The sequence below is a fragment of the Pseudomonas sp. LBUM1653 genome (assembly GCF_059716115.1).
Window position 1 is genome coordinate 5193114 of record NZ_CP166803.1, and the last position, 21887, is coordinate 5215000.

Genomic DNA, 21887 nt, shown 5'->3' on the forward strand with positions numbered 1-21887 from the left:
GACGAAGAGGCCGGCAAACCACCTTGCCATTCCAGACGAATGAACTCTCATCCGCTCAAACCAGTCAGCTATTTAGGACCTCGATGCAACCCGGAGCCCCGCGACAATGCCCGACCATCACCCCGAACGCCAAAGCCCCATCGACGCCCACGGCATCATCGGCGACATGCGCAGCGCCGCGCTGGTCAATGACAAGGGCAGCGTGGATTTTTTCTGCTGGCCGGAATTCGACAGCCCGTCGATTTTCTGTTCGCTGCTGGACACGCCCGAAGCCGGAATCTTCCAGCTGTCCCCGGACTTGCCGGACGCTCGCCGCGAGCAAATCTACCTACCCGACACCAACGTGCTGCAAACCCGCTGGCTCAGTGATCGTGCCGTGGTGGAAATCACCGACCTGCTGCCCATCGGCGACACCGAAGACAACCTGCCAGTGCTGATGCGTCGGGTCCGGGTGGTCAGCGGCCAAGCGACGTTTCACCTGCGCTGCGCCGTGCGCCACGACTACGCTCGAGCCCGCACCCTCGCCCGCCTGGATAAACAGGACGTGATCTTCGAAGCCGCCAATCAGCCGTCCCTGCGTCTGGCGGCGGACCAGCTATTGCGCGTTGACGGGCAAGCAGCCGTCGCCGAGTTCACCCTCGAACAGGACCAGACCGCCGAGTTCCTGCTGGGCGCCATCGACGATCCGCGCTTCAAGGAAGGGGCGGCCACACTGTGCCTGGCACGCACGCTGAAGTTCTGGCGCGACTGGATCGGCCAGTCCAATTACCGTGGCCGCTGGCGGGAAATGGTCAACCGCTCGGCCCTGGCCATGAAGCTGCTGACCTCGCGCAAACATGGCGCAATCCTCGCCGCGGCGACCTTTGGCCTGCCCGAAACCATCGGCGGCGAACGCAACTGGGATTACCGCTACACCTGGATCCGCGACGCATCGTTCACCGTCTATGCCTTCATGCGCCTGGGTTTCACCGAAGAGGCCAACGCTTATATGCGCTGGTTGCGCGGGCGCGTCAGCGACTGTCGCGGCCAACCGATGAAACTCAATATCCTGTATGGCATCGACGGTCGCCAGGAACTGCCGGAAATCGAACTCTCGCACCTGTCCGGCCACGGCGGCGCCACGCCCGTGCGCATTGGCAACCAGGCGTATGCGCAGGTCCAACTCGATATATTCGGCGAACTGCTGGACGCGGTGTACCTGGTCAACAAGTACGGCGAAGCCATTTCCCACGAAGGCTGGAAGCACACCGTGGAAGTGGTCGATCAGGTGTGCGAAACCTGGCAGCAGGAGGACGTCGGAATCTGGGAAATGCGCGGTGAACAGCACCACTTCCTGCACTCGCGACTGATGTGCTGGGTCGCCCTGGACCGGGCAATCCGTCTCGCCTCGAAACGCTCGTTACCCGCGCCGTTCGCCCGCTGGGACCAGACTCGCCAGGAGATCTACACCGACATCTGGGAAAACTTCTGGAACGAAGAACGCGGGCACTTCGTGCAGCACATCGGCGGCACCGGCCTCGACGGTTCGATGCTGTTGATGCCGCTGGTGCGCTTCGTCAGCGCCAAGGACCCGCGCTGGCTCGCTACCCTCGGTGCCATCGAGAAAAACCTGGTGCGCGACGGCATGGTCTACCGCTACCACAATGACGATCAGCACATCGACGGCCTGCCCGGCACCGAAGGCGCATTCGCCGCCTGCTCATTCTGGTACGTCGAATGCCTGGCCCGCGCCGGCCAGGTGGAAAAGGCTCATCTGGAATTCGAACAACTGTTGCGATACGCCAACCCGCTGGGGCTGTACGCCGAAGAATTCGACAGCCGGGCGCGGCACATGGGCAACACGCCACAGGCGCTGACGCACCTGGCGTTGATCAGCGCGGCGTGTTTCCTGGATCGGAAATTGAGTGGGGAGAAGAGTAACTGGCAGCCGTGAGTGTGATCTATCAGATACCACCTATCCCCTGTGGCTCGGAGCTTTTGTGGCGAGGGGATTTATCCCCGCTGGGCTGCGAAGCAGCCCCAAAACCTTTGATTGCGATCCGTCAGATACACCGTGCCTGAATGGTTTCACGACTGCTGCGCAGCCGCACGGGGATAAATCCCCTCGCCACAAAAGCCCGCTTGTCGAAGGTCCAATGCAGGCCAAAGTCCTACATTTTTTAAACAAAACACCCGGAAATACCCTGTTGCCAGGCATTACATCCCCACCTAACATCCCCAATCAACGGGCACAGCGGAGCTGTCCAACAAAACCCGAATTCAAGGAAAAAGAATGACCCAACGCATCCATCGCAGCATCGACCTCCCCCTTCGAACCGGCCTGAACCGCAACGAACTGTGGGAAGCCCACGACAAGGGCCTGATCAAATGCTGGGAAGTCGGCCGCCAGCGCGCCGCCCGCTTCCCCGACCTCGCCCAGCAATGCCTCGCCGGCGAACTGCCGGTGCTGGGCTGGAAAGGTGGCGTCAGCCGCAGCCTGAAAAAACTGGAGAAATACGGATCCCTCAAGTACCTCGCCCAATGGCAGGGCTTGCGCGGGGAGGATCTGGATGTGGATCTGGGCGAAGAACGGGTGCTGACCTGTGCACGCACGAAAATGGTGGTGACGTTTACCCCGGATCGGACGAAGTATTTCAACCAAATAGCGGAAGTTGAGTCCTAGGAGATAGCTGACGAATGAGTAATCACGCGCTGATCCAGTATGCCCGCACTCCCAGCCTGAACCTCGCCTACGAGGAACACGGCCCCACCACCGGTGACCCGGTGATCCTGCTTCACGGCTTCCCCTACTCGCCCCGCGCGTACGACGAGATCGTCCCGCCCCTCGCGGCCAAGGGCTACCGCGTGATCGTCCCCTACCTGCGCGGCTATGGCCCGACCCGTTTCAACAGCCCCGACACCCTGCGCTCCGGTCAGCAAGCCGCCCTCACCCAGGATTTGCTCGATCTGATGGACGCCCTTTGCATCCCGCAAGCGGCCCTTTGTGGTTACGACTGGGGCGGTCGGGCGGCGTGTATCGTGGCGGCGTTGTGGCCGGAACGGGTGCGCTGCCTGGTGACGGGTGATGGCTACAACCTGCAGGACATTCCTCGTTCGACCCGGCCACGGGACCCGGAAACCGAGCATCGCCTCTGGTATCAGTACTATTTCCACACTCCACGCGGCGTCGTCGGCCTGACGGAAAATCGCCGATCCCTGTGTGAATTACTCTGGAAACTGTGGTCGCCGACCTGGACCAAGGGTCCTGAGTTGTACCCGTTGAGCGCGCTAGCCTTCGACAATCCGGATTTCGTCGAGGTGGTGGTTCACTCGTATCGGCACCGGTTCATGTATGCGCCCGGCGATCCGGCGCTGGAGTGGATGGAAGAAGCACTGACCCAACAGCCACCGATCAGCGTGCCGACGATTTCCCTGTGTGGCGCCGACGATGGCGTGGGCCCGGCATCCGAGATCGATGACGACAGCGAGCACTTCACCGGATATTACGAGCGCCGGGTGCTGGCAGGCGTTGGGCACAACATTCCCGAAGAAGCGCCCGAGGCCACGCTCAAGGCGTTACTGGATCTGCTGCAACACTGACCGAAAACCTCTCGCGATAAGCTTGCGGCGTCACCCCCATGGCCCGCAGAAAACTGCGGCGCAGGGTTTCTTCGCTGCCGAACCCGCATTGCACGGCCACCCGCTTGATGGGCACACCGGTATCGCTGAGCAGTCGCCGTGCGGTTTCGACGCGGATCAGCTCGATGGCCCGGGCCGGGGTCTGGCCGGTGTCGGCGCGGTAGTGGCGCACGAAGCTGCGTTCGCTCATGCCAGCCTGGATCGCCAGGGTTGGAATCCCCAGATCCTTGCTGAGGTTTTCGCTGATCCAGGCGTGAAGTTCGTCGAAGCGGTTGCCTTCTTTCTGCAAAGACAGGGTCACGCTGAATTGCGACTGGCCGCCAGGGCGTTTCAGGAACACCACCAGTTGCCGGGCGACTTCCAGGGTCATGGTGCGACCGAGGTCGGCTTCGACCATCGCCAATGCCAGGTCGATGCCGGCGGTGACGCCGGCCGAGGTCCAGACCGGACCGTCATTGATGAAGATCGGATTGGGCTCGACCTGCAGTCGCGGGTGTTGCTGCGCCAACTGTTCGCAACGGGTCCAGTGGGTGACCACGCGACGGCCATCGAGCCAGCCGCTGGCCGCCAGCAAAAACGCCCCGGTGCACACCGATGCCACCCGCCGGCACTTTGCCGCGTGCTCACGCACCCAACTGACCAGTGACGGGTCCTGCGCCGCCGCATAGACGCCCCAGCCCCCGGCAATGATCAAGGTGTCGCTACCCTGCTCGGGCAAAGGCTCGGCCAGCAACGCCAAGCCCGCCGACGACATCACCGCCCCGCCGCTGCTTGCAATCACCGACGGCGCATAAGGTGGCGGCGAACCTTGCTGGCGGGCGATGTCGTTGGCCGACGCAAACACCTGCAACGGCCCGGTGACATCGAGCACTTGCACATTGGCGAAGGCGAACACGTGAATGTTTTTCGGCATGTTGGCGTAATTCGTGGGGTGATTGGCGTATACGCCAAATCCTAGGCGCCTACAGTGAAGGCGTCCACCCACTTCAGGAGAAAAAACACCATGACCTTGCAGATCGGTTTTCTGTTGTTTCCACAGGTGCAGCAACTCGACCTTACCGGCCCGTACGACGTTCTGGCCTCGCTGCCGGACGTGAAGGTGCATCTGATCTGGAAGGACCTGATGCCCATCACCGCCAGTACCGGGCTGGTGCTCAAACCGACCGTCACCTTCGACGATTGCCCGGCGCTGGATGTGATCTGCGTCCCTGGTGGCAGCGGTGTCGGGCCGTTGATGGAGGATGAGCCAACCCTGGCGTTCCTTAAGGCCCAGGCTACCAATGCGCGGTACGTGACGTCGGTCTGCACCGGTGCGCTGGTGCTCGGTGCGGCGGGCCTGCTCAAGGGCAAACGCGCCACCACCCACTGGGCGTATCACGAACTGCTGGCGCCGCTGGGAGCGATTGCAGTGAAGGATCGGGTGGTGCGCGACGGCAATCTGCTGACCGGTGGCGGGATTACCGCAGGCATTGATTTTGCCCTGACCCTGGCGGCAGAGCTGTTCGACCAGGACACCGCTGAGCTGGTGCAACTGCAACTGGAATACGCACCTGCGCCGCCATTCCAGGCGGGTAGCCCGGAAACGGCGCCCGCCAGCGTACTGGAGGAAGCTCGCCAGCGTGCCGCCGGTTCATTGAAACTGCGCGCGCAAATCACCAAGCGCGCGGCAGCGAAACTCGACCGGCAATGAAATACTGGCTGCGGGAACCCGGTTCACGTAGCCAGAATTTTTCTGACGCACATAAAAAAACCCGCCTAAGCGGGTTCTTCCAAGACCATTACAACTCCCTGTCGTCAGTATCCTTACAATGGCCGATCATCCATGATCCTGAGCACTCCCTGTGCATCAGTGGATGGGGCCAGAATACGCAACGGATCCAATTTGTAACAGACGACATAGTTGTTACCGCGTGTAAGACATTCGCTATAGCTGCCCTTCCCAAAGCCCTTGGATGGGATGTAACCAAGGGTCGAAAATTCTGCCGTCAGTCGCTCCCACGCTCGCGGGCCTTGGAGTTTTCCGCAAGGAATTGTTCGAGTCGGTTCATTTGCTCTTCCCAGCCACGGCTGTCCATGTAATACGCCTCCTTCTGGCGTATGTCGGGAATGTGAGCGAAACCTGACTCGGAAATCTTGAGCAACGTGCCGTCTTCGTAGTCTTGCAGTTCGAATTTGACCAGCGTGGTGGGCTCCTGGGAGTAGTCGATCTTCGGGTTCACCGCATAGGGGTGCCAGCGAAACGAAAACAACTGCTGCGGCTCGACCCGCTCGACCAGCACGTTCCACAACACATGTTCATAACCGGGATAGGTAACCTGCCCCTGCGTCCACTCGCCGGCGATGAAACGCCTGCCTTCGAGCGCAACACCGAACCACTGACCGAACGCCTCGGCATCGACCAAGGCTCGCCATACATGGGAGCGCGGCGACTTGAGCATGATTTTGCGCTCAAAACTATTGGGTACTGGTTTCATACGTCACCTCCTGTAATGAACAACAGTAGGCCTGTAAGACCACATGTCCAGCCCGAAAGTTGTATCAATGCGGTGTAAGTGGTCGAAATTGCAGTCTTTGCATCGCTACACTGCCCTAAATTCCCCTGTCACAGCGAGCCTCCTCCATGTATTCACGCTTTCTCCTGGCACTGACACCTTTGCTGTTCACTCCCTTGGCCCAGGCCCTGGACTGCGACAACGCCAGCGACCAGGCCACGATGAACCAGTGTGCAGCGCAGCAGCATGCGGCGGCGGACAAGGAGTTGAATGCGCTTTACCAGCAGATCACCACACGTTTGAAGGTTAATCCCGACAGCAAGAAACTGCTGGTGGGGGCGCAGCGTTCGTGGATTGCGTTTCGCGATGCCGAGTGCAAGTTTTCGGCCTCCGGGGTGGAGGGTGGGAGTGTTTATCCGCTGATCTACAGCAATTGCGTGACCGAATTGACCAGGGCGCGGGTGGAGACGTTCAAGGCTTACCTGAAGTGCCAGGAGGGGGATTTGGGGTGTCCGGTGCCGGGGGTTTGATTTTGCGGTGATTTTGAGGGCCCCTTCGCGAGCTGGCTCGCTCCCACATTTTGATCGCATTCTTACTGAAAGAACTCGGTCAACTGTGGGAGCGAGCCTGCTCGCGAAGGCATCGGCAATTACCGCACAAAAATCTGCGCAGTCGTAATCGCCATATCCCCACCCGGCAACTTGATGCTGCCCACCTGTTTCAGGCTATCGGCATCGAAGATCGCCACATCGTTGAAGGTACCGGCCAGGTATATCTTGCTGCCGTCCTTGTTGAAGGAAATGCAGTAGTAGGAGTGATCGAGCGTCGCCGCCTGGAGCATTTTCTTCTCCTTGATGTCGTATTTGGCCAAGCGGTTGAGCACGCCAAACATCAGGTTCGGGTCCTTGGGCGAACGCATGCCACTGAAGTAGATTTCCGTCAGGGGGCCGAAGTCGGTGGTTTCGGTCTTGCCGGTCTTCAGGTCGACACTGAACAGGCCATAGAGGTATTCGGCGGTCGCCGGGTCCTGTTTCTTGTCCTTGAATTTCGCCGCGGTGTAGAGCAGCGAGAAATCATGCCGGTAGGTCTGCTGGTTCCACACGTAGAGCACGTCCGGCGCGCTGTAGTTCGGGCGTTTCCAGTGACGGCTGGGGATCAGCACGTCGAACTTGCCGGTTTGCACATTGACCTTGTAGACATCCGCCCCGGCCACATACAGCGTGCCATCGTCACCGCTCTGCATGATGGTCAGCTGTCGCGGCGCCGGGAAACTGCGCACGGGCTTGGCGTCCATGCCGGCGTCGGTCTTGTACACGTCGAGCCGTGGCTGCTGCACTTCATAACGATCGTTCATCATCAGCGTCGGGTTGGCGATGGTGAACAACTCCTTGCCGTCATGGCTGACGGTGAAGGCGAACATCGATTTCGCCTTTTCCCCCGGTTTCTGCGTGATGCTGGCGTGGAACACCTGCTTGCAGCTGTCCAGCTCGACGCCGTAGACATCCGCGTAGTGGTTGTTCAGCACGTAGGCGGTCTTACGGTCCGGCGACAATTGCACGCTACCGGGGCCGAAGGCGTCCGGCATCTGGCAGGTCTTGTACAAGGTGTCGGTGGCCAGGTCGATCACGTGCAGGTTGTTTGGGTAATTGGTGGTCACCATGTATTCGTGACCGTCTTGCAACGCGGTGTTTTCATCGGCCAGGACACTGAGCGAACAGGTGCTCAGGATGGCGAAAGCGGCCAGGCCGCAGGCTTTGATGCTGTGCATGCTGGAATCCTTCTTCTTATCTGATCACTTGTCTTTGGGGAAGACAGTGCCGAGGTTGCGCCAGTTGTCGTTGGACGCCTGGGCATCCTTGTTCCAGTCCGGGTAGGTGCTCATCATGTCGGGCACCTGCGCCGGCCACCAGCACGGGTCGGAGCAGCCATACAGGTCGGCTTCCATCGGCTGGCACAGCGACGACACACCGCCAAACGCATCGATTTCCCAGCCCGGGTCGGTGGTCGAGGCACAGCCCGCCACGGAGCTCATCGCCACCACTTCTTCAATGCGGTTTTCATCCGCGGCCTGATCCAGCTTCAACGCTTTGTTATTGATTGCCTTGAGATGTTTCATATCAGTGAGCCTTGCGCGGAGTGATGTAGCTGCTGATGAACGCAGGGTTGTGAGCCATGATCCGGGTGTAGACCTCGATGCCGAAGTCGACCCAGTCACGCATCAGTTCGCAGTAGTGATAAGTCGGGTGCGTCGGGTCGCCATAGCGGGCGTAGCTTTCGTGGTAGCAGCCGCCGGAGCACAGGTTGCGGATATTGCAGTCTTCGCAGCCGGTGTTGGTTCGGTCGAGGCGCTGGGACAGAAAGTCGTTCAATTCCACCTGTTTCACGCCGCTGTGCACGTTGCCGAAAGTCGGCAGACTCGAACCGGTAAAGCGATGGCACAGGTTCAGCTCACCCTTGTGATCCACCGCCAGCATCTTCAGGCCCGCACCGCATGGCAGGGCTTTCTTGTGGCCTTCGTGGATGTCGGTAATCAGCTGGTGCAGGTTGGAGAAGCCGATGTTGCGGTGCTCCAGTGCCGCTTCCAGGTAACGCCGACCCAGTGCCTTCATGTTGGCGAACACCTGCACCAGTTCATCGCTGGTCAGGTTGAAGCTGCTGATGTCGCCGGAGGTCACCGGGGCGAAACCGACTTCGGCGAAACCCAGTTCATTGAACAGGTGATCCCAGATGGTTTCGACGTCGGTGACGCCCGTGGTCAGGGTCACCCGCGCGCCCACCGGACGGCTGTTGTAGCGCGACAGCAGCATTTCGGCTTTGCGCCGCACCACGTCGTAGGTACCCTGCCCGCCCACGGTGATGCGGTTGCGGTCGTGCACGGTTTTCGGCCCGTCGATGCTGACGGACAGTCCGAAACGGTGGGCATTGAGATAGTCCACGGTCTCTTCGGTGAGCAACGTAGCGTTGGTGGTCATGACGAATTCGACGAACTTGCCGGCCTCGCGAAAACGCTTCTCACAGTAATCGACCATGTACTCGATCAGCTTGCGATTGCTCAGCGGTTCGCCGCCGAAGAACACCACGGTGAAACGCTCTTCGTCCGGGGATTCGCGCAGCAACATTTCCACCGAGGCTATCGCCGTCTCGACGTCCATTTTCTTGCCGGCCGAGGGCTTGTCGAGGTCTTCCTTGTAGCAGTAGGTGCAGCTCAGGTTGCAGCCGGTGTTGACGTTGAGCACCACGGTATTGATCGCCGTGCGCTCGACGCGCTTGGTGGCGATGTCCGGGGTCAGCGGCGAGCCGTCGCTGACCAGTTCCAGGGCCATCAGTTCGCGCAGGGTCTCGGTGATTTCCTCGCCGTTGAAACGCGCGGCGAGGCGCTGGATCAGGTCGTCCGAGGAACAACCGGGCCCGCGCAAGGTATCGATGATGGTGCCCGTCAGTTCATCGCTGGCGAACAGCGAACTGCTGGGGATGTGGAACAGCATACGGTCGGCATCGACCTGCACTTCGTGCAGGTTGCGTTCGACCAGATTCAAGATAGCGCCCATTGCCAACCTCCTGTGCAAGCCCCGATTGCGGGGCCTGCAATCATTCCGAAAAAGTGTCTGAAGCTCTGGCGTTCAGGTCACTCAAGGAATGGGTGGATTGTTCCAGCGTTGCACGGTCACGATCATTTGGCCTTCACCGGTCAGGGATTTCCCTGCGTCGTCGACGGCGGCGATCACCTTGAGGTTGCCGGCATTGTTGGTGGACATTTTGCGCGCCGGGTTCGGCCCGGCATCGCCCGGGGTGAATACGCCGGTGTCGGCCTGCATGGTGCCGGCGAACTTGACGTCTTCGTCTTCCTTGGCGCGGTCGTCGAAGGCCTCGACCTTCCACTGCGCCGGGAACACGCCGATGCGATACGGTTTGCCATCGGCGCCCTTGCCCCAGGCTTCGGCATCGAAACGGCCCTGGACTTTCGGCGTCGATCCACCGCCCTCGCCGATCCTCGCCACCGAGAATTCCGGTACGACCTTGACCTGGGCGATCTTGCTGTAGACCGACAGGCTCGGGCCTTTGAGCGCACCGACGGTGACCGCACGCAAGCCCGGCTGGGCATTGGCCGCGGCCTTGAGTTTGACCTTGATTCGCTCCGGGCTCTGCTCGACGACTTCAACCACTTCCACGCCTTTGCCGAAGTTCGGCTTGCCGCTCAGGCCGCTGCCGATCAGGGTGACTTCGCTTTCGCTGCCGGCCTTCAGGTAACCCGGCTGCACCGCCAGCAAACGGCTGCTGCCCCGTTTGGCGGCGACGAAGTCCAGACCGCGCTCATCGTGCTCAGCTTCGAACATCCGGCCCTGCATCGCATTGCCTTGGGCGGCGAACACCTGGCGCATGGTCACACCATCGATGCTGACGTTGCCGCGCCATTCGTAGCCGGTGTAGAGAATCGCGCTGCCGTCGCCGTTGAACGGCGTGCCGTCGGCGTATTGCCCTTTGACGCTGACCTTGAAGGTGTCGCTGCCGTCGGCGGTCACGCTCATCACTCCAGCCAGTTCGCCTTTGCCCGGCAAGTGACCGCTGAAGCTCCAGTCACCCACCAGTGCCTCGCTTTTGGGCGCCGTGCTCAGCCACTTTTTCCACGCCGGGTTGTCCAGCGGATAGCGCTTGGCCAACAGCGGCACCATTTCTTTGCGAGCCTGGTCGAACCAGTCACGGTCGCGGGACAGCGCCTGGTATTCCAGGGACGGCCATTGGCCGAGGTGGAAGTTCACCAGGCGCTCCCACTCCTGGGCCGGACGTCGTTGCAGGGCCACCCGCGCACCGGAGTGGCAGCGGCCGCACATCTGGCTGGTTGGGTCGTCGAACTGCTCGACGGTGTTGAGCCGGCGCTCCATGGCATAACGCACGCCGTCGGTTTCGCTTGGCGCCAGGCCCTGGGTGTCGGCCAGGTACTTGACCAGCGTGCGGCGGTCTTCATCGCTGATCTGCAAACCGTGCATGGTCTGCATACGAGCGATGCTCATCAGCCAGCCTTCCGGCGTCTTGCGCTGATGGCTGATGCGGCTCAGGGCGTTATCGGCCTCGGGGGTGTGACAGCCCTGACAGGTTTCCTTGAGGATGGTCTGGGCGTCGCGGGCTGCCAGGCTGTGAGGCGAATGCAGGGCCACGCAAGCCGCGATGGCTAGCAGACTGGCGCTCATGCCTGAACGGAGTTTTCTCTTCATCAACGTCGAACCTCGCACGGTGTTTTCTTATTTTTGTGGCTTATCGTTTTTTGGGTTTCTGCCGCCGGCGGCAAGCCGCTGACGGAGGCAAGAGAAACGTCTGCGATGAGCAATACACGGAGCGTGCCAGCTTGTGAATATTCAGCTTAATCAATGAGTTATTGGTAATGATCGGGGTTTTGACGTGGGCGTTATCGGCGTTCCACGTTTAATTTCGCGACAACTGTTGCAACCTGAGACAAACATAGCCCCGCCTCCTGTGGGAGCGAGCCTGCTCGCGAAGAACGTCTGACCAACGCGGCCAATCAGACAGCCCACGTTATCGTTGACGTCCATCGCGAGCAGGCTCGCTCCCACAGTTATTCAATGGTGTTCGAGGAGTCTCAGGTCGTCGCAATTTGCGACGTTTGATGATGCGAAGGCGCACCGAAAAGTGGCCGGGAAGCCTGTCCGCTAGGGCTCTTGCTGCAAAAAACCGCATCTGGCACAGCCATTGCGAAAGACCTCGCCACACAACAAGACGAGGTTTCATCATGTCGCTTCCCAACCTGCTTCCCGCCACTTCGGCGTTTATCCAGCGCGCCCCGCGCATGCTCATCGGTGGCGACTGGGTCGAGGCCGCCGACGGCCAGACCATGCCCTTGCACAACCCGGCCACGGGTGAAGTGCTGTGCGTGGTGCCGTGCGCCACGCCGGAAGATGTCGACCGCGCAGTGCTCGCCGCCCGGCAGGCGTTCGATGACTCGGCCTGGACTCGCACCCGCCCCCGGGAGCGGCAGAACCTTTTGTGGAAACTGGCCGACCTGATGCAGCGCGATGCCGAGCTGCTGGCGCAGCTGGAATGCCTGAACAACGGCAAAAGCGCGGCAGTGGCGCAAGTGATGGACGTGCAGCTGGCCATCGATTTCCTGCGCTACATGGCCGGTTGGGCGACCAAGATCGAGGGCTCCACGGTTGATGTATCGGCACCCCTGATGCCCAACGACCAGTTCCACAGTTTCATCCGCCGCGAAGCGGTGGGTGTGGTCGGCGCCATCGTCGCCTGGAACTTCCCGCTGCTGCTGGCCTGCTGGAAACTCGGCCCGGCCCTGGCCACCGGTTGCACCGTGGTACTCAAACCCGCCGACGAAACTCCGCTCACCGCACTGAAACTCGCCGAGCTGGTCCTTGAGGCCGGTTACCCCGAGGGCGTGTTCAACGTGGTCACCGGCACCGGCATCACCGCCGGTTCCGCGTTGACTCACAACCCGCTCGTGGACAAGCTGACCTTCACCGGCTCCACCGCCGTGGGCAAGCAGATCGGCAAGATCGCCATGGATTCCATGACCCGGGTCACCCTGGAACTGGGCGGCAAATCACCGACCATCGTGATGGCCGATGCCGACCTGAAAACCGCTGCAGCCGGTGCCGCCAGCGCGATTTTCTTCAACCAGGGCCAGGTCTGCTGCGCAGGCTCGCGCCTGTATGTGCAGCGCAAGCATTTCGACAATGTGGTGGCGGACATCGCCGGCATCGCCAACGCCATGAAACTCGGTAACGGCCTGGACCCGAGCGTGGAAATGGGGCCGTTGATTTCCGCGCGCCAGCAGGCGCGGGTCTACGGGTACATCGAAAAGGGCCGCGAAAGCGGCGCGACCATCGCCTGCGGTGGCGAGCAGTTCGGGCCGGGCTTTTTCGTCAAGCCGACAGTGATCGTCGACGTCGATCAAAAGCATTCGCTGGTGCAGGAAGAAATCTTCGGCCCGGTGCTGGTGGCGATTCCCTTCGATGACGAAGCCGATGCGCTGCGCATGGCCAATGACAGCCCTTATGGGCTGGGCGCGAGCATCTGGTCCAATGACCTGGCGGCGGTGCACCGGATGATTCCACGGATCAAGTCCGGTTCAGTGTGGGTCAACTGCCACAGCGCCCTGGACCCGGCGTTGCCCTTTGGTGGCTACAAGATGTCGGGGGTCGGGCGCGAGATGGGGTATGCGGCGATCGAGCATTACACTGAGTTGAAGTCGGTGTTGATCAAGCTCTGATATTCGGCGCTCTCTAGGCCGCCTTCGCGAGCAGGCTCGCTCCCACAGGGGATTTTTGATCGACACAAAATCACTGTGGGAGCGAGCCTGCTCGCGAAGAGGCCAGATCTGGCACTACAAATGTCAGGGCTTGAACCCTTGCCCCAACAACCAACTGCGAACCATCCTCCCCTGCTCTACAGTCAATCCGGCCAGCGCCTGTTCAGCCGGCTCACTCCACAACCGCCGAACCAAAGGCGCCAACTCCACCCCCTGCACATGCCAGATCCCCAACGGCTGATCCGCCGTGATCACCACCTCAGCCTCATCGACAAACCCGTCACGCAGCACCGGCGCCCGCTCGATTCGCAGCGCATTGAAATCCGCCTCGGCATGCGCAACCTCGGCATCCGGCCATTGCCGTCGCGCCTGCCAGAATGGCTGATCAAGCCAACGCTGCTCATCGGCATAAAAATCCCGGCCAATCCGTGCGAACCGCAGAAACAGCTGCTCCACCCTTTGCTGATGAAAACGTTGGGCCAGCGCTGCACGTTCGGGTTTGCGCAACAGGGTGTTGATCACCGTCGGTGCCTGCAATGCCGAGGACAGCGATTGAAAGATCCCATTGCCCGATAACGGGTCCACCGCCATCGCCGCATCGCCGACCCGAATCCAATTATCGCCGCACACCTGCGGGCTGAGAATCGCCGTACTACTGCGGGCGTGCAGCTGTAAATCGGCCTCTGGATCACTGCCGAAAAATGCCCGAGCCACTGCCGATTCACCACGCCGCTGTCGACAGTAGTCGAGCAACTGCGCCTTGCCCGGCAACCCGGCGCTGGCCACGTCAACTGTCCATTGCCAGTAGCACTGACCGTCAGCGCGCCGCGCCATCCAGGCCCAGCCGTCAGCGAGGCTTTCCACGGCGCTGGCGGTAGTGCCCGGTGTGCCTTGCCAGCGATTGAGCAGACTGACCGTCTCCGGCCCACGCAAGCCTTTACCCAGGGTTGGCGCCTGACGTCCGCGCGCCTCCACCAGAAACTCCGCGACCAGGTCATCATCTCCCTCGACCTGGATGTGATGCCCTGAAGACGACGACTGCACGCCGAGCACCCGACCTTCGATCAACGCCACGCCCGCGGCGCGCAAGTCCTCGCGCAAGCCCCGATCGAAGGCCGGGCGGTCCAGCAGGAACTCGATGTTTTGCGCATGCTGCTGGCCGTTCCAGTTCACCTGGCGTTGCGAAGGCAGTGTCGCCTGCGCCAACGCCTGATGCAGGCCCGCGCCGCGCAACGCTTCCAGCACCCGCACGGAAACGCCCTCCAGCGCGGCAAAACGGCGCCACTCGCAGACCAGCGTCACCGGATACCCCAGGCGCCGCAATCCCAGCGCCACCGCCGCGCCGGCCGGGCCGGCACCCAGCACCACAATCGCACTCATGCTTCGCTGCGCCGTTCAGGGCCACGGTAACGGGCGTTGTCACGCAGCCACTGGATGACCTGCTCGTTGCTCGCCTCGGGCTGGTCGACCAGGAAACCGGCAATATGCCCGCTCAACGCCGCGCACCCGAGGCTGGCCCCTGATTGCCCGGGATAGGTGCCGTGCACGCAGGCGCCGAAATCCGCCTGGGCACTGTCGAGCCATGACCATTCGAGTTCGGCGCAGCGCGCATCGCCGGTCACCCGCAATACCTGTGGGTAATTCGCCGGAAACACGCCTTCGCCCTGGGCCGGGCTGGATGCGCACAACAGCACGCCCCGCGCCACCGCCGCCGCGCAGGCGCTGCGCAACAGGCTGCGATCCTGACGCAAGCCCAGGCTCAGATTGATCAAGCGCACGTCCTGCGCCACCAGCCAGTCGATTGCCGTGGCGATCTGCAAGGCGCTGGTCACCCCGCGCCGGTCGAACACTTGCGCCACGCAAAACAGTGCCGAGGGTGCACGCCGGCCGATGGCTTCGATCACCGCGCTGCCATGGCCCAGCGGATCATCACGCAGGTCACTTTCGGCGAGCCCGTCTTCCACCAGGGAAAAACGCCGGCCGGCGACGACTTGCACCCGTTGCGCCGTCGAGTGACCGCTGTCCACCACGCCAATCCTCAGCTCAGGTTTCATAAGGCTCAGGCTTCATGCAGCACCGTTTTCGACATCAATACACCGTCGAGCAATTCAAAGCGCAGATCGGCATCGGCCAGAGTCGAGGGGCGATGGCTGATGAGGATGCGCGTACGCCCGGCAAACAGCCGGTCGATGGCTTCGATCACTTCGCGCTCGGTGGCTTCGTCCACTGCCGACGTGGCTTCGTCGAGCACCAGGATCAGTGGGTCCTGCAACAAGGCGCGGGCGATGGCGATGCGTTGTTTCTGCCCGCCGGACAACTGCTGGCCGCGCTCCCCCAACGGACTGTCGAGGCCCTCGGGCAAGGTCGCGATCAGGCTGTCGAGTTGTGCCAGCCGCGCAACTTCGGCGATCGCTTCACGGCTGGCGTCCGGCACGGCGTAGGCCAGGTTGTCGGCCAGGCTGCCGCGAAACAGCACGATGTCCTGACTGACCACGGCTATGCGCCGACGCAACTCGAACAGGTCGAGTTCGCGCACATCCACGTCCCCCAGCAGCACCCGCCCGGACTGCGGGTCGTGGTGGCGTTGCAGCAGATCGATCAGGGTCGATTTGCCGACCCCGGAACCGCCGCTCAGGGCGACTTTCAAACCGTAGGGAATCCGCGCCTCGATGCCGCGCAGGGTGGTCGGGCGACCGGGATGGCTGAAGTGCACGTCATCGAAACGCAGCTCGCCGGATGCCGGCATCGGCTTGGGCGTGGCCGGTGTGAGCACGCTCGCTTGTTCGCCGCGCAGCTCCATCACACGCCCGAGGCTGACGGTCATCCGTTGAACCGCCACATAGAGCCCGAGCAAACTCTGCACCGGCCCCACCGCCATGCCCAGGTACGTGGAAAAGGCGATCAACGCACCCAGCTGCCAGGTGCCCTGCACCACCCAGTAACCACCAATCAGGAACGCACAGGCGCGCGACAGCGAGGTCAGCGTGCCCGGCACGGCCTGGGTGAAAAACTCGGTGACCTGCAGGCGCAGCAACTGGCTCATGTAGCCCTGGCCGAGACTCTCCAGTCGTCGCGCCTCGCGCTGTTGCTGGCCGGCGGACTGGATGAACTTCATCACTGGCAGCGTCTCGACCATGAACGACGACATGTCCGCCGAGCGTTCACGCAACTGCCGCACATCGCGCTCGACCTTGCGCCGCATCCAGCGCAGCCAGAGCACGTCGAGGGGAATCAGCACCAGCGCCAGCAACGACAGTTTCCACGACAGGGTCAACAGCATCGCCACAGCGACCACCAAACCGATCACGCTCGACACCGCCGAGAACAACGAATCCACGGCAAAGCGCTGGATCTCCGCCACGTCGCCATCGAGACGCGACATCAGATCGCCGATGCGTCGCTGGCCGTAGAAGCTCGGCGACAGGGTCTGCAAATGCCGATACAAATCATCGCGCAGGGCAAACAGCATGCGCCCGGACAAGCGCGTATGCAGATAACGATTGATCCCGGACAACGCCGTGCCCAGCAATCCAGCGACGATCATCAGCCCGGCGATCAGCACCAGCATCGGGAAATTGCGCGCCAGCAGGCCATCGTCGATCAGCAACTTGGTCAGCCACGGCTGCACCAGTACCAACGCCGAGGCGCAGACGGACAGGCCCAGCAGCCCGGCAATCGCCAAGCGGTGCGGGCGCACGAAGCTGTATAGCCAGCGCAACGCCGCTTGCAGGGCCTCGGGATTTTGGCTGTCGATCAGCCGTACGATCAGGCGCTGCATCACGAGCGCAACTGTTTGAGCTTGCGATACAGGGTCGCGCGGCTGATGCCCAGGGCGTCGGCAGCGGCCGAGACGTTACCCTGGTGGCTGTCCAGGGACTGGCGGATCATCTCCAGTTCGTTTTCCCGAATACTGCCGGCCTGGGGCCGTTCGCTGGCGTTGAGCTCGTCGAGCATGCTGTCGGGCAAGTGGTCGAGAGTGAGCACGGTCTCCCCCGGTTCGCGCATGGCCAGCGCGGTCCGCAGGACCATCTCCAGCTGCCTGATGTTGCCCGGCCAGTGATAGCCGTCGAGCAAACGGCTCAGGTCGTCGTGCAGGACCACGCTCGGCGCGTCGAGCCTGGTGAGCAGACGGCTGACCAGGGCACTGAAATCCTCTCGTTCGCGCAGCGCCGGGAGCATCACGCTGATGCCGTTAACCCGGTAAAACAAGTCCTCGCGAAAGTGCTTGTCTTCCACCAGGCGCTTGAGGTCGCGGTGGGTGGCGCAGATCAGCGCGACGTCGATGTCCTGCTCTTCGCCGGCACCCAATGGCGCGACCTTGCGGTCCTGTAGCACGCGCAGCAGCCGGGCCTGCAAGGCCAGCGGCATGTCGCCGATTTCATCGAGAAACAAGGTGCCGCCGTGGGCCTGTTGCAGGCGCCCGACCATGCCGCCGCGGCGCGAACCGGTGAACGCGCCCTCGCGGTAGCCGAACAGTTCCGACTCGATCAGGCCTTCGGGGATCGCCGCGCAATTGACCGCGACGAAAGGTTTGTCGCAGCGGCTGCCGGCCAGGTGCAGGGCGCGGGCGATGACTTCTTTACCGGTGCCGGTTTCACCCAGCAGCAACACCGGCAGCTGGTTGGCCAGGCCTTGTCGGGCCATGCGCAGGGCACGGGCATAACGGGCATTGCTGCCGGCCAGGGATTCCAGGTCCGGTTGCGCCTTGGCGGTTTTTGCGACGCTGCGTGGTGGGCTGCCGACGTTGATCGAACGTTGCGGCGCGCGCAGGGTTTTGTAGAAGAATTCGCCTTTGGCAGTCTGCAGGCTGCCGACGCCGCCCTGATGCAGGCGTGCCAACAGTTGCAGACCATCGACTCCGAGAAACTCTTCGCAGCGCCGACCGACCAGCACCGAACGCTCGGCATGCAACAACTGACAGGCCTGGGCGCTGACCGCGAGGATCTGCCCGCCCAGGCTCACCGCCAACAGGCCCTGCCATGGCGATTCGAGGTACTGGCGACGACTGTGGAACGCCAGGACGATTTCGTCCGGATAGCTGGCGTTGAACACCCGGCTCTCGATCTGGCTGACGGCCATGGCCAGCAGTGCGGTGCTGTCGTGGGCGCGGCCCAGCGGGCCTTCGCGGGTCAGGTCGAGGACGCCGAGGATATCGCCCTGGGGGCAATGGATCGGCACCGACGTGCAGGAAAAATCACTGAGGCGATCCAGGTAGTGTTCGCCGCAATCGATCAGGGTTGGCCGGGCTTCGACCAGTGCCGTGCCGAGGGCGTTGGTGCCCCGCGCGGCTTCGCTCCAGCAGGCGCCGAGGGTGATGTCTTGCAGGCCACTGCCCTTGAGGCGGTCGGCGCGACCTTCGACGGCAAGGATGGTGGCGTCGGAGTTGGCGAGGATGATCAACCCTTCCTTGCCCTGGCGTTCGGCCAGGTAATCAATCGCCGGTAACGCCGCATCGATCAGCAGGCGATTGCTCGCCAGCAACACATCGACGCTGGCACTCGATTCCAGCGCCAGCTCATGCTTGGCATTGAAATGCACGCCATGGCTGAGGCTGCGCCGCCAGGAGGCATCGATTTCCGCGCGCAGGACGCCGTCCGGTACTTCGCCTTCCAGATGCAGTTTTTCCCGGGCCAGCCGGGCTTCGCGGTGCAATTTGGGGGAGTTTGTTTTTATTAGCGTCATCAAGCGCTCCGGGTCGTCCGCCCTGCGCCTTTTTGTAACGGCGCCCTGCCGCAATCTTTACGTTAACGTCAGGGCAATGGCAAGTGCCTTACGGCGCTTGTGTTCCGGCAGGTGGATCGGTCACAGCCTGCAGCGTCATGTCCAGTTGATCCAGAAAGTCCGGTTCAGACGTGAGGATCGCCCGGTGCCTTGCTCGGCACTGCGTATTGCGGTTTGAGATGACCGTCCTGGTCGAGTAACCAGGCGTCCATGATCTGCCGCACCACGGGACCGGCGACTCGGCCACCGGCCTCGCCGTTTTCGATCATCACCGAAATTACGATCTGCGGATGTTCGGCCGGGGCGAAACCGACGAACAAGGCATTGTCGCGGTTACGCTCGCGGGTTTTCTCGCGGTTGTAACGCTCGCCCTGCTTGATCGCCACCACTTGCGCGGTGCCGCTCTTGCCGGCGATACGGTACTGCGCCCCCGCCGCTGCCGCCCGGGCAATCCCGCGGGCATCGTGCATGACCATCTGCATGCCGTGGTTGACCTGCTCCCAGTCGCGCGGATCCTTGAGCAGGATGTTGGGCATTGGATGCTCGTCCACCGGCGCGACACCGTCCACGGTCCTGGCCAGGTGCGGTCGATTCCACACGCCTTTGTTGGCAATCAGCGCCGTGGCCTGGGCCAGTTGCAGCGGCGTGACCTGCATGTAGCCCTGACCGATGCCGAGGATCACGGTTTCTCCAGGGAACCATGGCTGACGGCGCGTGGCACGCTTCCAGGCCTGGGATGGCATCAACCCGGCGGACTCTTCGAACATGTCCAGAGAGACCTTTTCCCCGAGGCCGAACATTGACATGTAGTCATGCAGCCGATCGATGCCCAGTTTGTGCGCAAGGTCGTAGAAGTAGGTGTCGTTGGAACGCATGATCGCCGCGTCCATGTCCACCCAACCGTCACCGCTGTGGTTCCAGTTGCGGTACTTGTGATCGAAGTCCGGGAGTTGGTAATACCCGGGATCGAAGACCCGGGTCTGCGGTGTTACGATGCCGGCGTCGAGCCCGGCAATGGCGACTTCCGGCTTGATGGTCGAGCCCGGCGCGTAGAGCCCGCGCAGCACACGGTTGAACAGCGGTCGGTCAATGGAATCGCGTAGCGTCGAATATTCCTTGGAGCTGATACCGGTGACGAACAGGTTCGGATCGAAACTCGGGTTGCTGACCATGGCCAGCACTTCACCGGTCGACGGATCAAGCGCGACCACCGAGCCACGACGATCGCCCAAGGCATGTTCGGCAGCCTCCTGAAGCTTGACGTCCAGACTCAGGACGATGCTTTTACCGGGCACCGGATCCGTGTGCTTGAGCACTCGCAGCACGCGGCCCTGGGCATTGGTTTCGACTTCCTCGTAACCGACATGGCCGTGCAGTTGCGACTCGTAGAATTTTTCGATCCCGGTCTTGCCAATGGATTGGGCACCTCGATACTCGACCGTATCCAGCACCTTGGACTCTTTCTCGTTGATCCGTCCGACGTAGCCAACCGAATGAGCGAAGTGCTCGCCCAACGGATAATGGCGCACGAACTGCGGCTCGACATCGATGCCCGGCAAGCGGAACTCGTTGACCGCCAGTATCGCGATCTGCTCCTCGCTGAGTTCATAGAACAACGTCACTGGCACGAACGGGTGCCGTGCCTGTTTCATCGCCTTGTCGAACACCGTGCGGTCTTCCGCTGGCAGGTGCAGCAGGTTGACCACTTCGTCCAGCTCCTGACTGACATCGGCCGCGCGTTCGCGAGTGATGGTCAGGTTGTAGCTGGGCCGATTGTCCGCCAGGACCACGCCATTGCGGTCATAGATCAGGCCACGGGTAGGCGTGATCGGCAGCACGTGTACACGGTTGTTTTCGGAGATCGTGGAGTGGTAGTCGAATTCCACCACCTGCAAGACGTACAGGCGCACCACCAGTGCGCAGGTAATGGCGGCGACGAACAGGGCGCAGGCCATCAGTCTCTTGTTGACCAGCCGCGTCTCTTTTTCGTGGTCTTTGATCGGAATCGGTTGGGGCATTTCTGTTGCAACTCTTTGAAAAGAAAAATGCCAATCCCTGGGCTTGAAACAGTCCGTTAAAAAACGAGCTGCACCATAGCAAAAACTGCCGGGTGACCTTCGTGTCATTTTCTTTAAGTTGAACGTCGAACAGATTTTCCTGCGAACAAAAACAAAACCCCTACCTGCATACGCAGATAGGGGTTTTGGAATTTAATCTTGACGATGACCTACTCTCACATGGGGAAACCCCACACTACCATCGGCGATGCATCGTTTCACTGCTGAGTTCGGGATGGGATCAGGTGGTTCCAACGCTCTATGGTCGTCAAGAAATTCGGGTACTGAGTCGTGACCAGTTGGCCTCGCTTCAGCAAATTGGGTATGTGATAGCTTCGGTGCTTTGTGAGTATCTCGAACTTTCGGTTCGTTTCGTCTTCACACACCGCAATCTGATGCTCTTTCAGTAGTCAAATTGCTTGGGTGTTATATGGTCAAGCCTCACGGGCAATTAGTATTGGTTAGCTCAACGCCTCACAGCGCTTACACACCCAACCTATCAACGTCGTAGTCTTCGACGGCCCTTCAGGGGACTCAAGGTCCCAGTGAGATCTCATCTTGAGGCTAGTTTCCCGCTTAGATGCTTTCAGCGGTTATCTATTCCGAACATAGCTACCCGGCAATGCCACTGGCGTGACAACCGGAACACCAGAGGTTCGTCCACTCCGGTCCTCTCGTACTAGGAGCAGCCCCTCTCAAATCTCAAACGTCCACGGCAGATAGGGA

At 61.5% G+C, this 21887-nt stretch carries 17 protein-coding genes and 2 rRNA genes (1 of these 19 only partly in view); 6 read left to right on the top strand and 13 right to left on the bottom strand.

The features are described from left to right. Positions 1–106 precede the first annotated feature (106 nt). The 3 genes from ACA054_RS23335 to ACA054_RS23345 all read left to right on the top strand — a co-directional run bounded on the left by ACA054_RS23335 (position 107) and on the right by ACA054_RS23345 (position 3579). The gene (locus tag ACA054_RS23335) at positions 107–1933 is read left to right on the top strand and encodes a glycoside hydrolase family 15 protein (RefSeq protein ID WP_497686366.1); all 1827 of its coding nucleotides are present in this window, start codon (positions 107–109) and stop codon (positions 1931–1933) included. Positions 1934–2272: 339 nt separating this feature from the next. Next, complete coding sequence (locus ACA054_RS23340; protein WP_497686367.1) at positions 2273–2662, top strand: hypothetical protein; 390 nt, start codon at positions 2273–2275, stop codon at positions 2660–2662. 14 nt (positions 2663–2676) lie between these two features. Then, positions 2677–3579 carry an alpha/beta fold hydrolase gene (locus tag ACA054_RS23345; RefSeq protein WP_497686368.1) on the top strand — a complete coding sequence of 301 codons (903 nt, stop codon included), beginning with the start codon at positions 2677–2679 and terminating at the stop codon, positions 3577–3579. Here ACA054_RS23345 and ACA054_RS23350 read toward each other — a convergent pair. Then, entirely contained in the window at positions 3548–4531 is a 984-nt protein-coding gene (locus ACA054_RS23350) for a GlxA family transcriptional regulator (protein WP_497686369.1), read from the bottom strand. The two genes, ACA054_RS23345 and ACA054_RS23350, sit on opposite strands and share 32 nt — an antisense overlap. 90 nt (positions 4532–4621) lie before the next feature. Between ACA054_RS23350 and inhA the strand changes: the two genes are divergently transcribed. Then, complete coding sequence (gene inhA / locus ACA054_RS23355) at positions 4622–5308, top strand: isonitrile hydratase (RefSeq protein ID WP_497686370.1); 687 nt, start codon at positions 4622–4624, stop codon at positions 5306–5308. Between the two features lie 295 nt (positions 5309–5603). Here the strand turns inward: inhA and ACA054_RS23360 are convergent, their stop codons facing one another. Then, positions 5604–6092, bottom strand: coding sequence for an SRPBCC family protein (locus tag ACA054_RS23360; protein WP_497686371.1), 489 nt, complete (start codon positions 6090–6092; stop codon positions 5604–5606). Between the two features lie 146 nt (positions 6093–6238). Between ACA054_RS23360 and ACA054_RS23365 the strand changes: the two genes are divergently transcribed. Continuing rightward, a complete protein-coding gene (locus ACA054_RS23365) occupies positions 6239–6640 on the top strand; it encodes a lysozyme inhibitor LprI family protein (RefSeq protein WP_497686372.1) in 402 nt (133 codons plus the stop codon). Positions 6641–6759: 119 nt separating this feature from the next. Here ACA054_RS23365 and peaD read toward each other — a convergent pair whose 3' ends face one another. The 4 genes from peaD to peaA all read right to left on the bottom strand — a co-directional run bounded on the left by peaD (position 6760) and on the right by peaA (position 11320). After that, positions 6760–7878 carry a quinohemoprotein amine dehydrogenase subunit beta gene (gene peaD, locus ACA054_RS23370; protein ID WP_497686373.1) on the bottom strand — a complete coding sequence of 373 codons (1119 nt, stop codon included), beginning with the start codon at positions 7876–7878 and terminating at the stop codon, positions 6760–6762. A gap of 24 nt (positions 7879–7902) precedes the next feature. Beyond that, positions 7903–8226, bottom strand: a complete 324-nt coding sequence (gene qhpC / locus ACA054_RS23375; protein ID WP_008016081.1) for a quinohemoprotein amine dehydrogenase subunit gamma — start codon at positions 8224–8226, stop codon at positions 7903–7905. A gap of 1 nt (position 8227) precedes the next feature. Continuing rightward, positions 8228–9658 carry a quinohemoprotein amine dehydrogenase maturation protein gene (gene peaB / locus ACA054_RS23380; RefSeq protein WP_497686374.1) on the bottom strand — a complete coding sequence of 477 codons (1431 nt, stop codon included), beginning with the start codon at positions 9656–9658 and terminating at the stop codon, positions 8228–8230. A gap of 81 nt (positions 9659–9739) precedes the next feature. Then, entirely contained in the window at positions 9740–11320 is a 1581-nt protein-coding gene (gene peaA / locus ACA054_RS23385) for a quinohemoprotein amine dehydrogenase subunit alpha (RefSeq protein WP_497686375.1), read from the bottom strand. Between the two features lie 533 nt (positions 11321–11853). Here peaA and ACA054_RS23390 point away from each other — a divergent pair. Next, entirely contained in the window at positions 11854–13344 is a 1491-nt protein-coding gene (locus ACA054_RS23390; RefSeq protein ID WP_497686376.1) for an aldehyde dehydrogenase family protein, read from the top strand. Between the two features lie 123 nt (positions 13345–13467). On the opposite strand, the gene qhpG is transcribed toward ACA054_RS23390, so the two are convergent. The 7 genes from qhpG to ACA054_RS23425 form a co-directional block, all read right to left on the bottom strand. Continuing rightward, complete coding sequence (gene qhpG, locus ACA054_RS23395; protein ID WP_497686377.1) at positions 13468–14763, bottom strand: flavin-dependent monooxygenase QhpG; 1296 nt, start codon at positions 14761–14763, stop codon at positions 13468–13470. Beyond that, on the bottom strand, positions 14760–15437 hold the full coding sequence (qhpE, locus tag ACA054_RS23400; RefSeq protein ID WP_497686378.1) for a subtilisin-like serine protease QhpE: 678 nt from the start codon (positions 15435–15437) through the stop codon (positions 14760–14762). The genes qhpG and qhpE overlap by 4 nt, the downstream gene beginning before the upstream one ends. Before the next feature lie 5 nt (positions 15438–15442). After that, entirely contained in the window at positions 15443–17161 is a 1719-nt protein-coding gene (locus ACA054_RS23405; RefSeq protein WP_497686379.1) for an ABC transporter ATP-binding protein, read from the bottom strand. Then, positions 17161–19065, bottom strand: coding sequence for a sigma-54-dependent Fis family transcriptional regulator (locus tag ACA054_RS23410; RefSeq protein WP_497686380.1), 1905 nt, complete (start codon positions 19063–19065; stop codon positions 17161–17163). Before ACA054_RS23410 ends, ACA054_RS23405 begins: the two co-directional genes overlap by 1 nt. 164 nt (positions 19066–19229) lie before the next feature. Beyond that, the gene (gene mrdA / locus ACA054_RS23415; RefSeq protein WP_497686381.1) at positions 19230–21122 is read right to left on the bottom strand and encodes a penicillin-binding protein 2; all 1893 of its coding nucleotides are present in this window, start codon (positions 21120–21122) and stop codon (positions 19230–19232) included. A gap of 196 nt (positions 21123–21318) precedes the next feature. Then, positions 21319–21434: ribosomal RNA gene (gene rrf / locus ACA054_RS23420) — 5S ribosomal RNA — on the bottom strand. 157 nt (positions 21435–21591) lie between these two features. Further along, positions 21592–21887 (bottom strand): 23S ribosomal RNA (locus ACA054_RS23425); it runs 2598 nt beyond the window's last position.

What these genes read in the sequence shown, in the direction of transcription:
- ACA054_RS23335 (WP_497686366.1), top strand. Translation starts at nt 107, where the DNA reads ATGCCCGACCATCACCCCGAACGCCAAAGCCCCATCGACGCCCACGGC.
- ACA054_RS23340 (WP_497686367.1), top strand. Translation starts at nt 2,273, where the DNA reads ATGACCCAACGCATCCATCGCAGCATCGACCTCCCCCTTCGAACCGGC.
- ACA054_RS23345 (WP_497686368.1), top strand. Translation starts at nt 2,677, where the DNA reads ATGAGTAATCACGCGCTGATCCAGTATGCCCGCACTCCCAGCCTGAAC.
- ACA054_RS23350 (WP_497686369.1), bottom strand. Translation starts at nt 4,531, where the DNA reads ATGCCGAAAAACATTCACGTGTTCGCCTTCGCCAATGTGCAAGTGCTC.
- inhA (WP_497686370.1), top strand. Translation starts at nt 4,622, where the DNA reads ATGACCTTGCAGATCGGTTTTCTGTTGTTTCCACAGGTGCAGCAACTC.
- ACA054_RS23360 (WP_497686371.1), bottom strand. Translation starts at nt 6,092, where the DNA reads ATGAAACCAGTACCCAATAGTTTTGAGCGCAAAATCATGCTCAAGTCG.
- ACA054_RS23365 (WP_497686372.1), top strand. Translation starts at nt 6,239, where the DNA reads ATGTATTCACGCTTTCTCCTGGCACTGACACCTTTGCTGTTCACTCCC.
- peaD (WP_497686373.1), bottom strand. Translation starts at nt 7,878, where the DNA reads ATGCACAGCATCAAAGCCTGCGGCCTGGCCGCTTTCGCCATCCTGAGC.
- qhpC (WP_008016081.1), bottom strand. Translation starts at nt 8,226, where the DNA reads ATGAAACATCTCAAGGCAATCAATAACAAAGCGTTGAAGCTGGATCAG.
- peaB (WP_497686374.1), bottom strand. Translation starts at nt 9,658, where the DNA reads ATGGGCGCTATCTTGAATCTGGTCGAACGCAACCTGCACGAAGTGCAG.
- peaA (WP_497686375.1), bottom strand. Translation starts at nt 11,320, where the DNA reads ATGAAGAGAAAACTCCGTTCAGGCATGAGCGCCAGTCTGCTAGCCATC.
- ACA054_RS23390 (WP_497686376.1), top strand. Translation starts at nt 11,854, where the DNA reads ATGTCGCTTCCCAACCTGCTTCCCGCCACTTCGGCGTTTATCCAGCGC.
- qhpG (WP_497686377.1), bottom strand. Translation starts at nt 14,763, where the DNA reads ATGAGTGCGATTGTGGTGCTGGGTGCCGGCCCGGCCGGCGCGGCGGTG.
- qhpE (WP_497686378.1), bottom strand. Translation starts at nt 15,437, where the DNA reads ATGAAACCTGAGCTGAGGATTGGCGTGGTGGACAGCGGTCACTCGACG.
- ACA054_RS23405 (WP_497686379.1), bottom strand. Translation starts at nt 17,161, where the DNA reads ATGCAGCGCCTGATCGTACGGCTGATCGACAGCCAAAATCCCGAGGCC.
- ACA054_RS23410 (WP_497686380.1), bottom strand. Translation starts at nt 19,065, where the DNA reads ATGACGCTAATAAAAACAAACTCCCCCAAATTGCACCGCGAAGCCCGG.
- mrdA (WP_497686381.1), bottom strand. Translation starts at nt 21,122, where the DNA reads ATGCCCCAACCGATTCCGATCAAAGACCACGAAAAAGAGACGCGGCTG.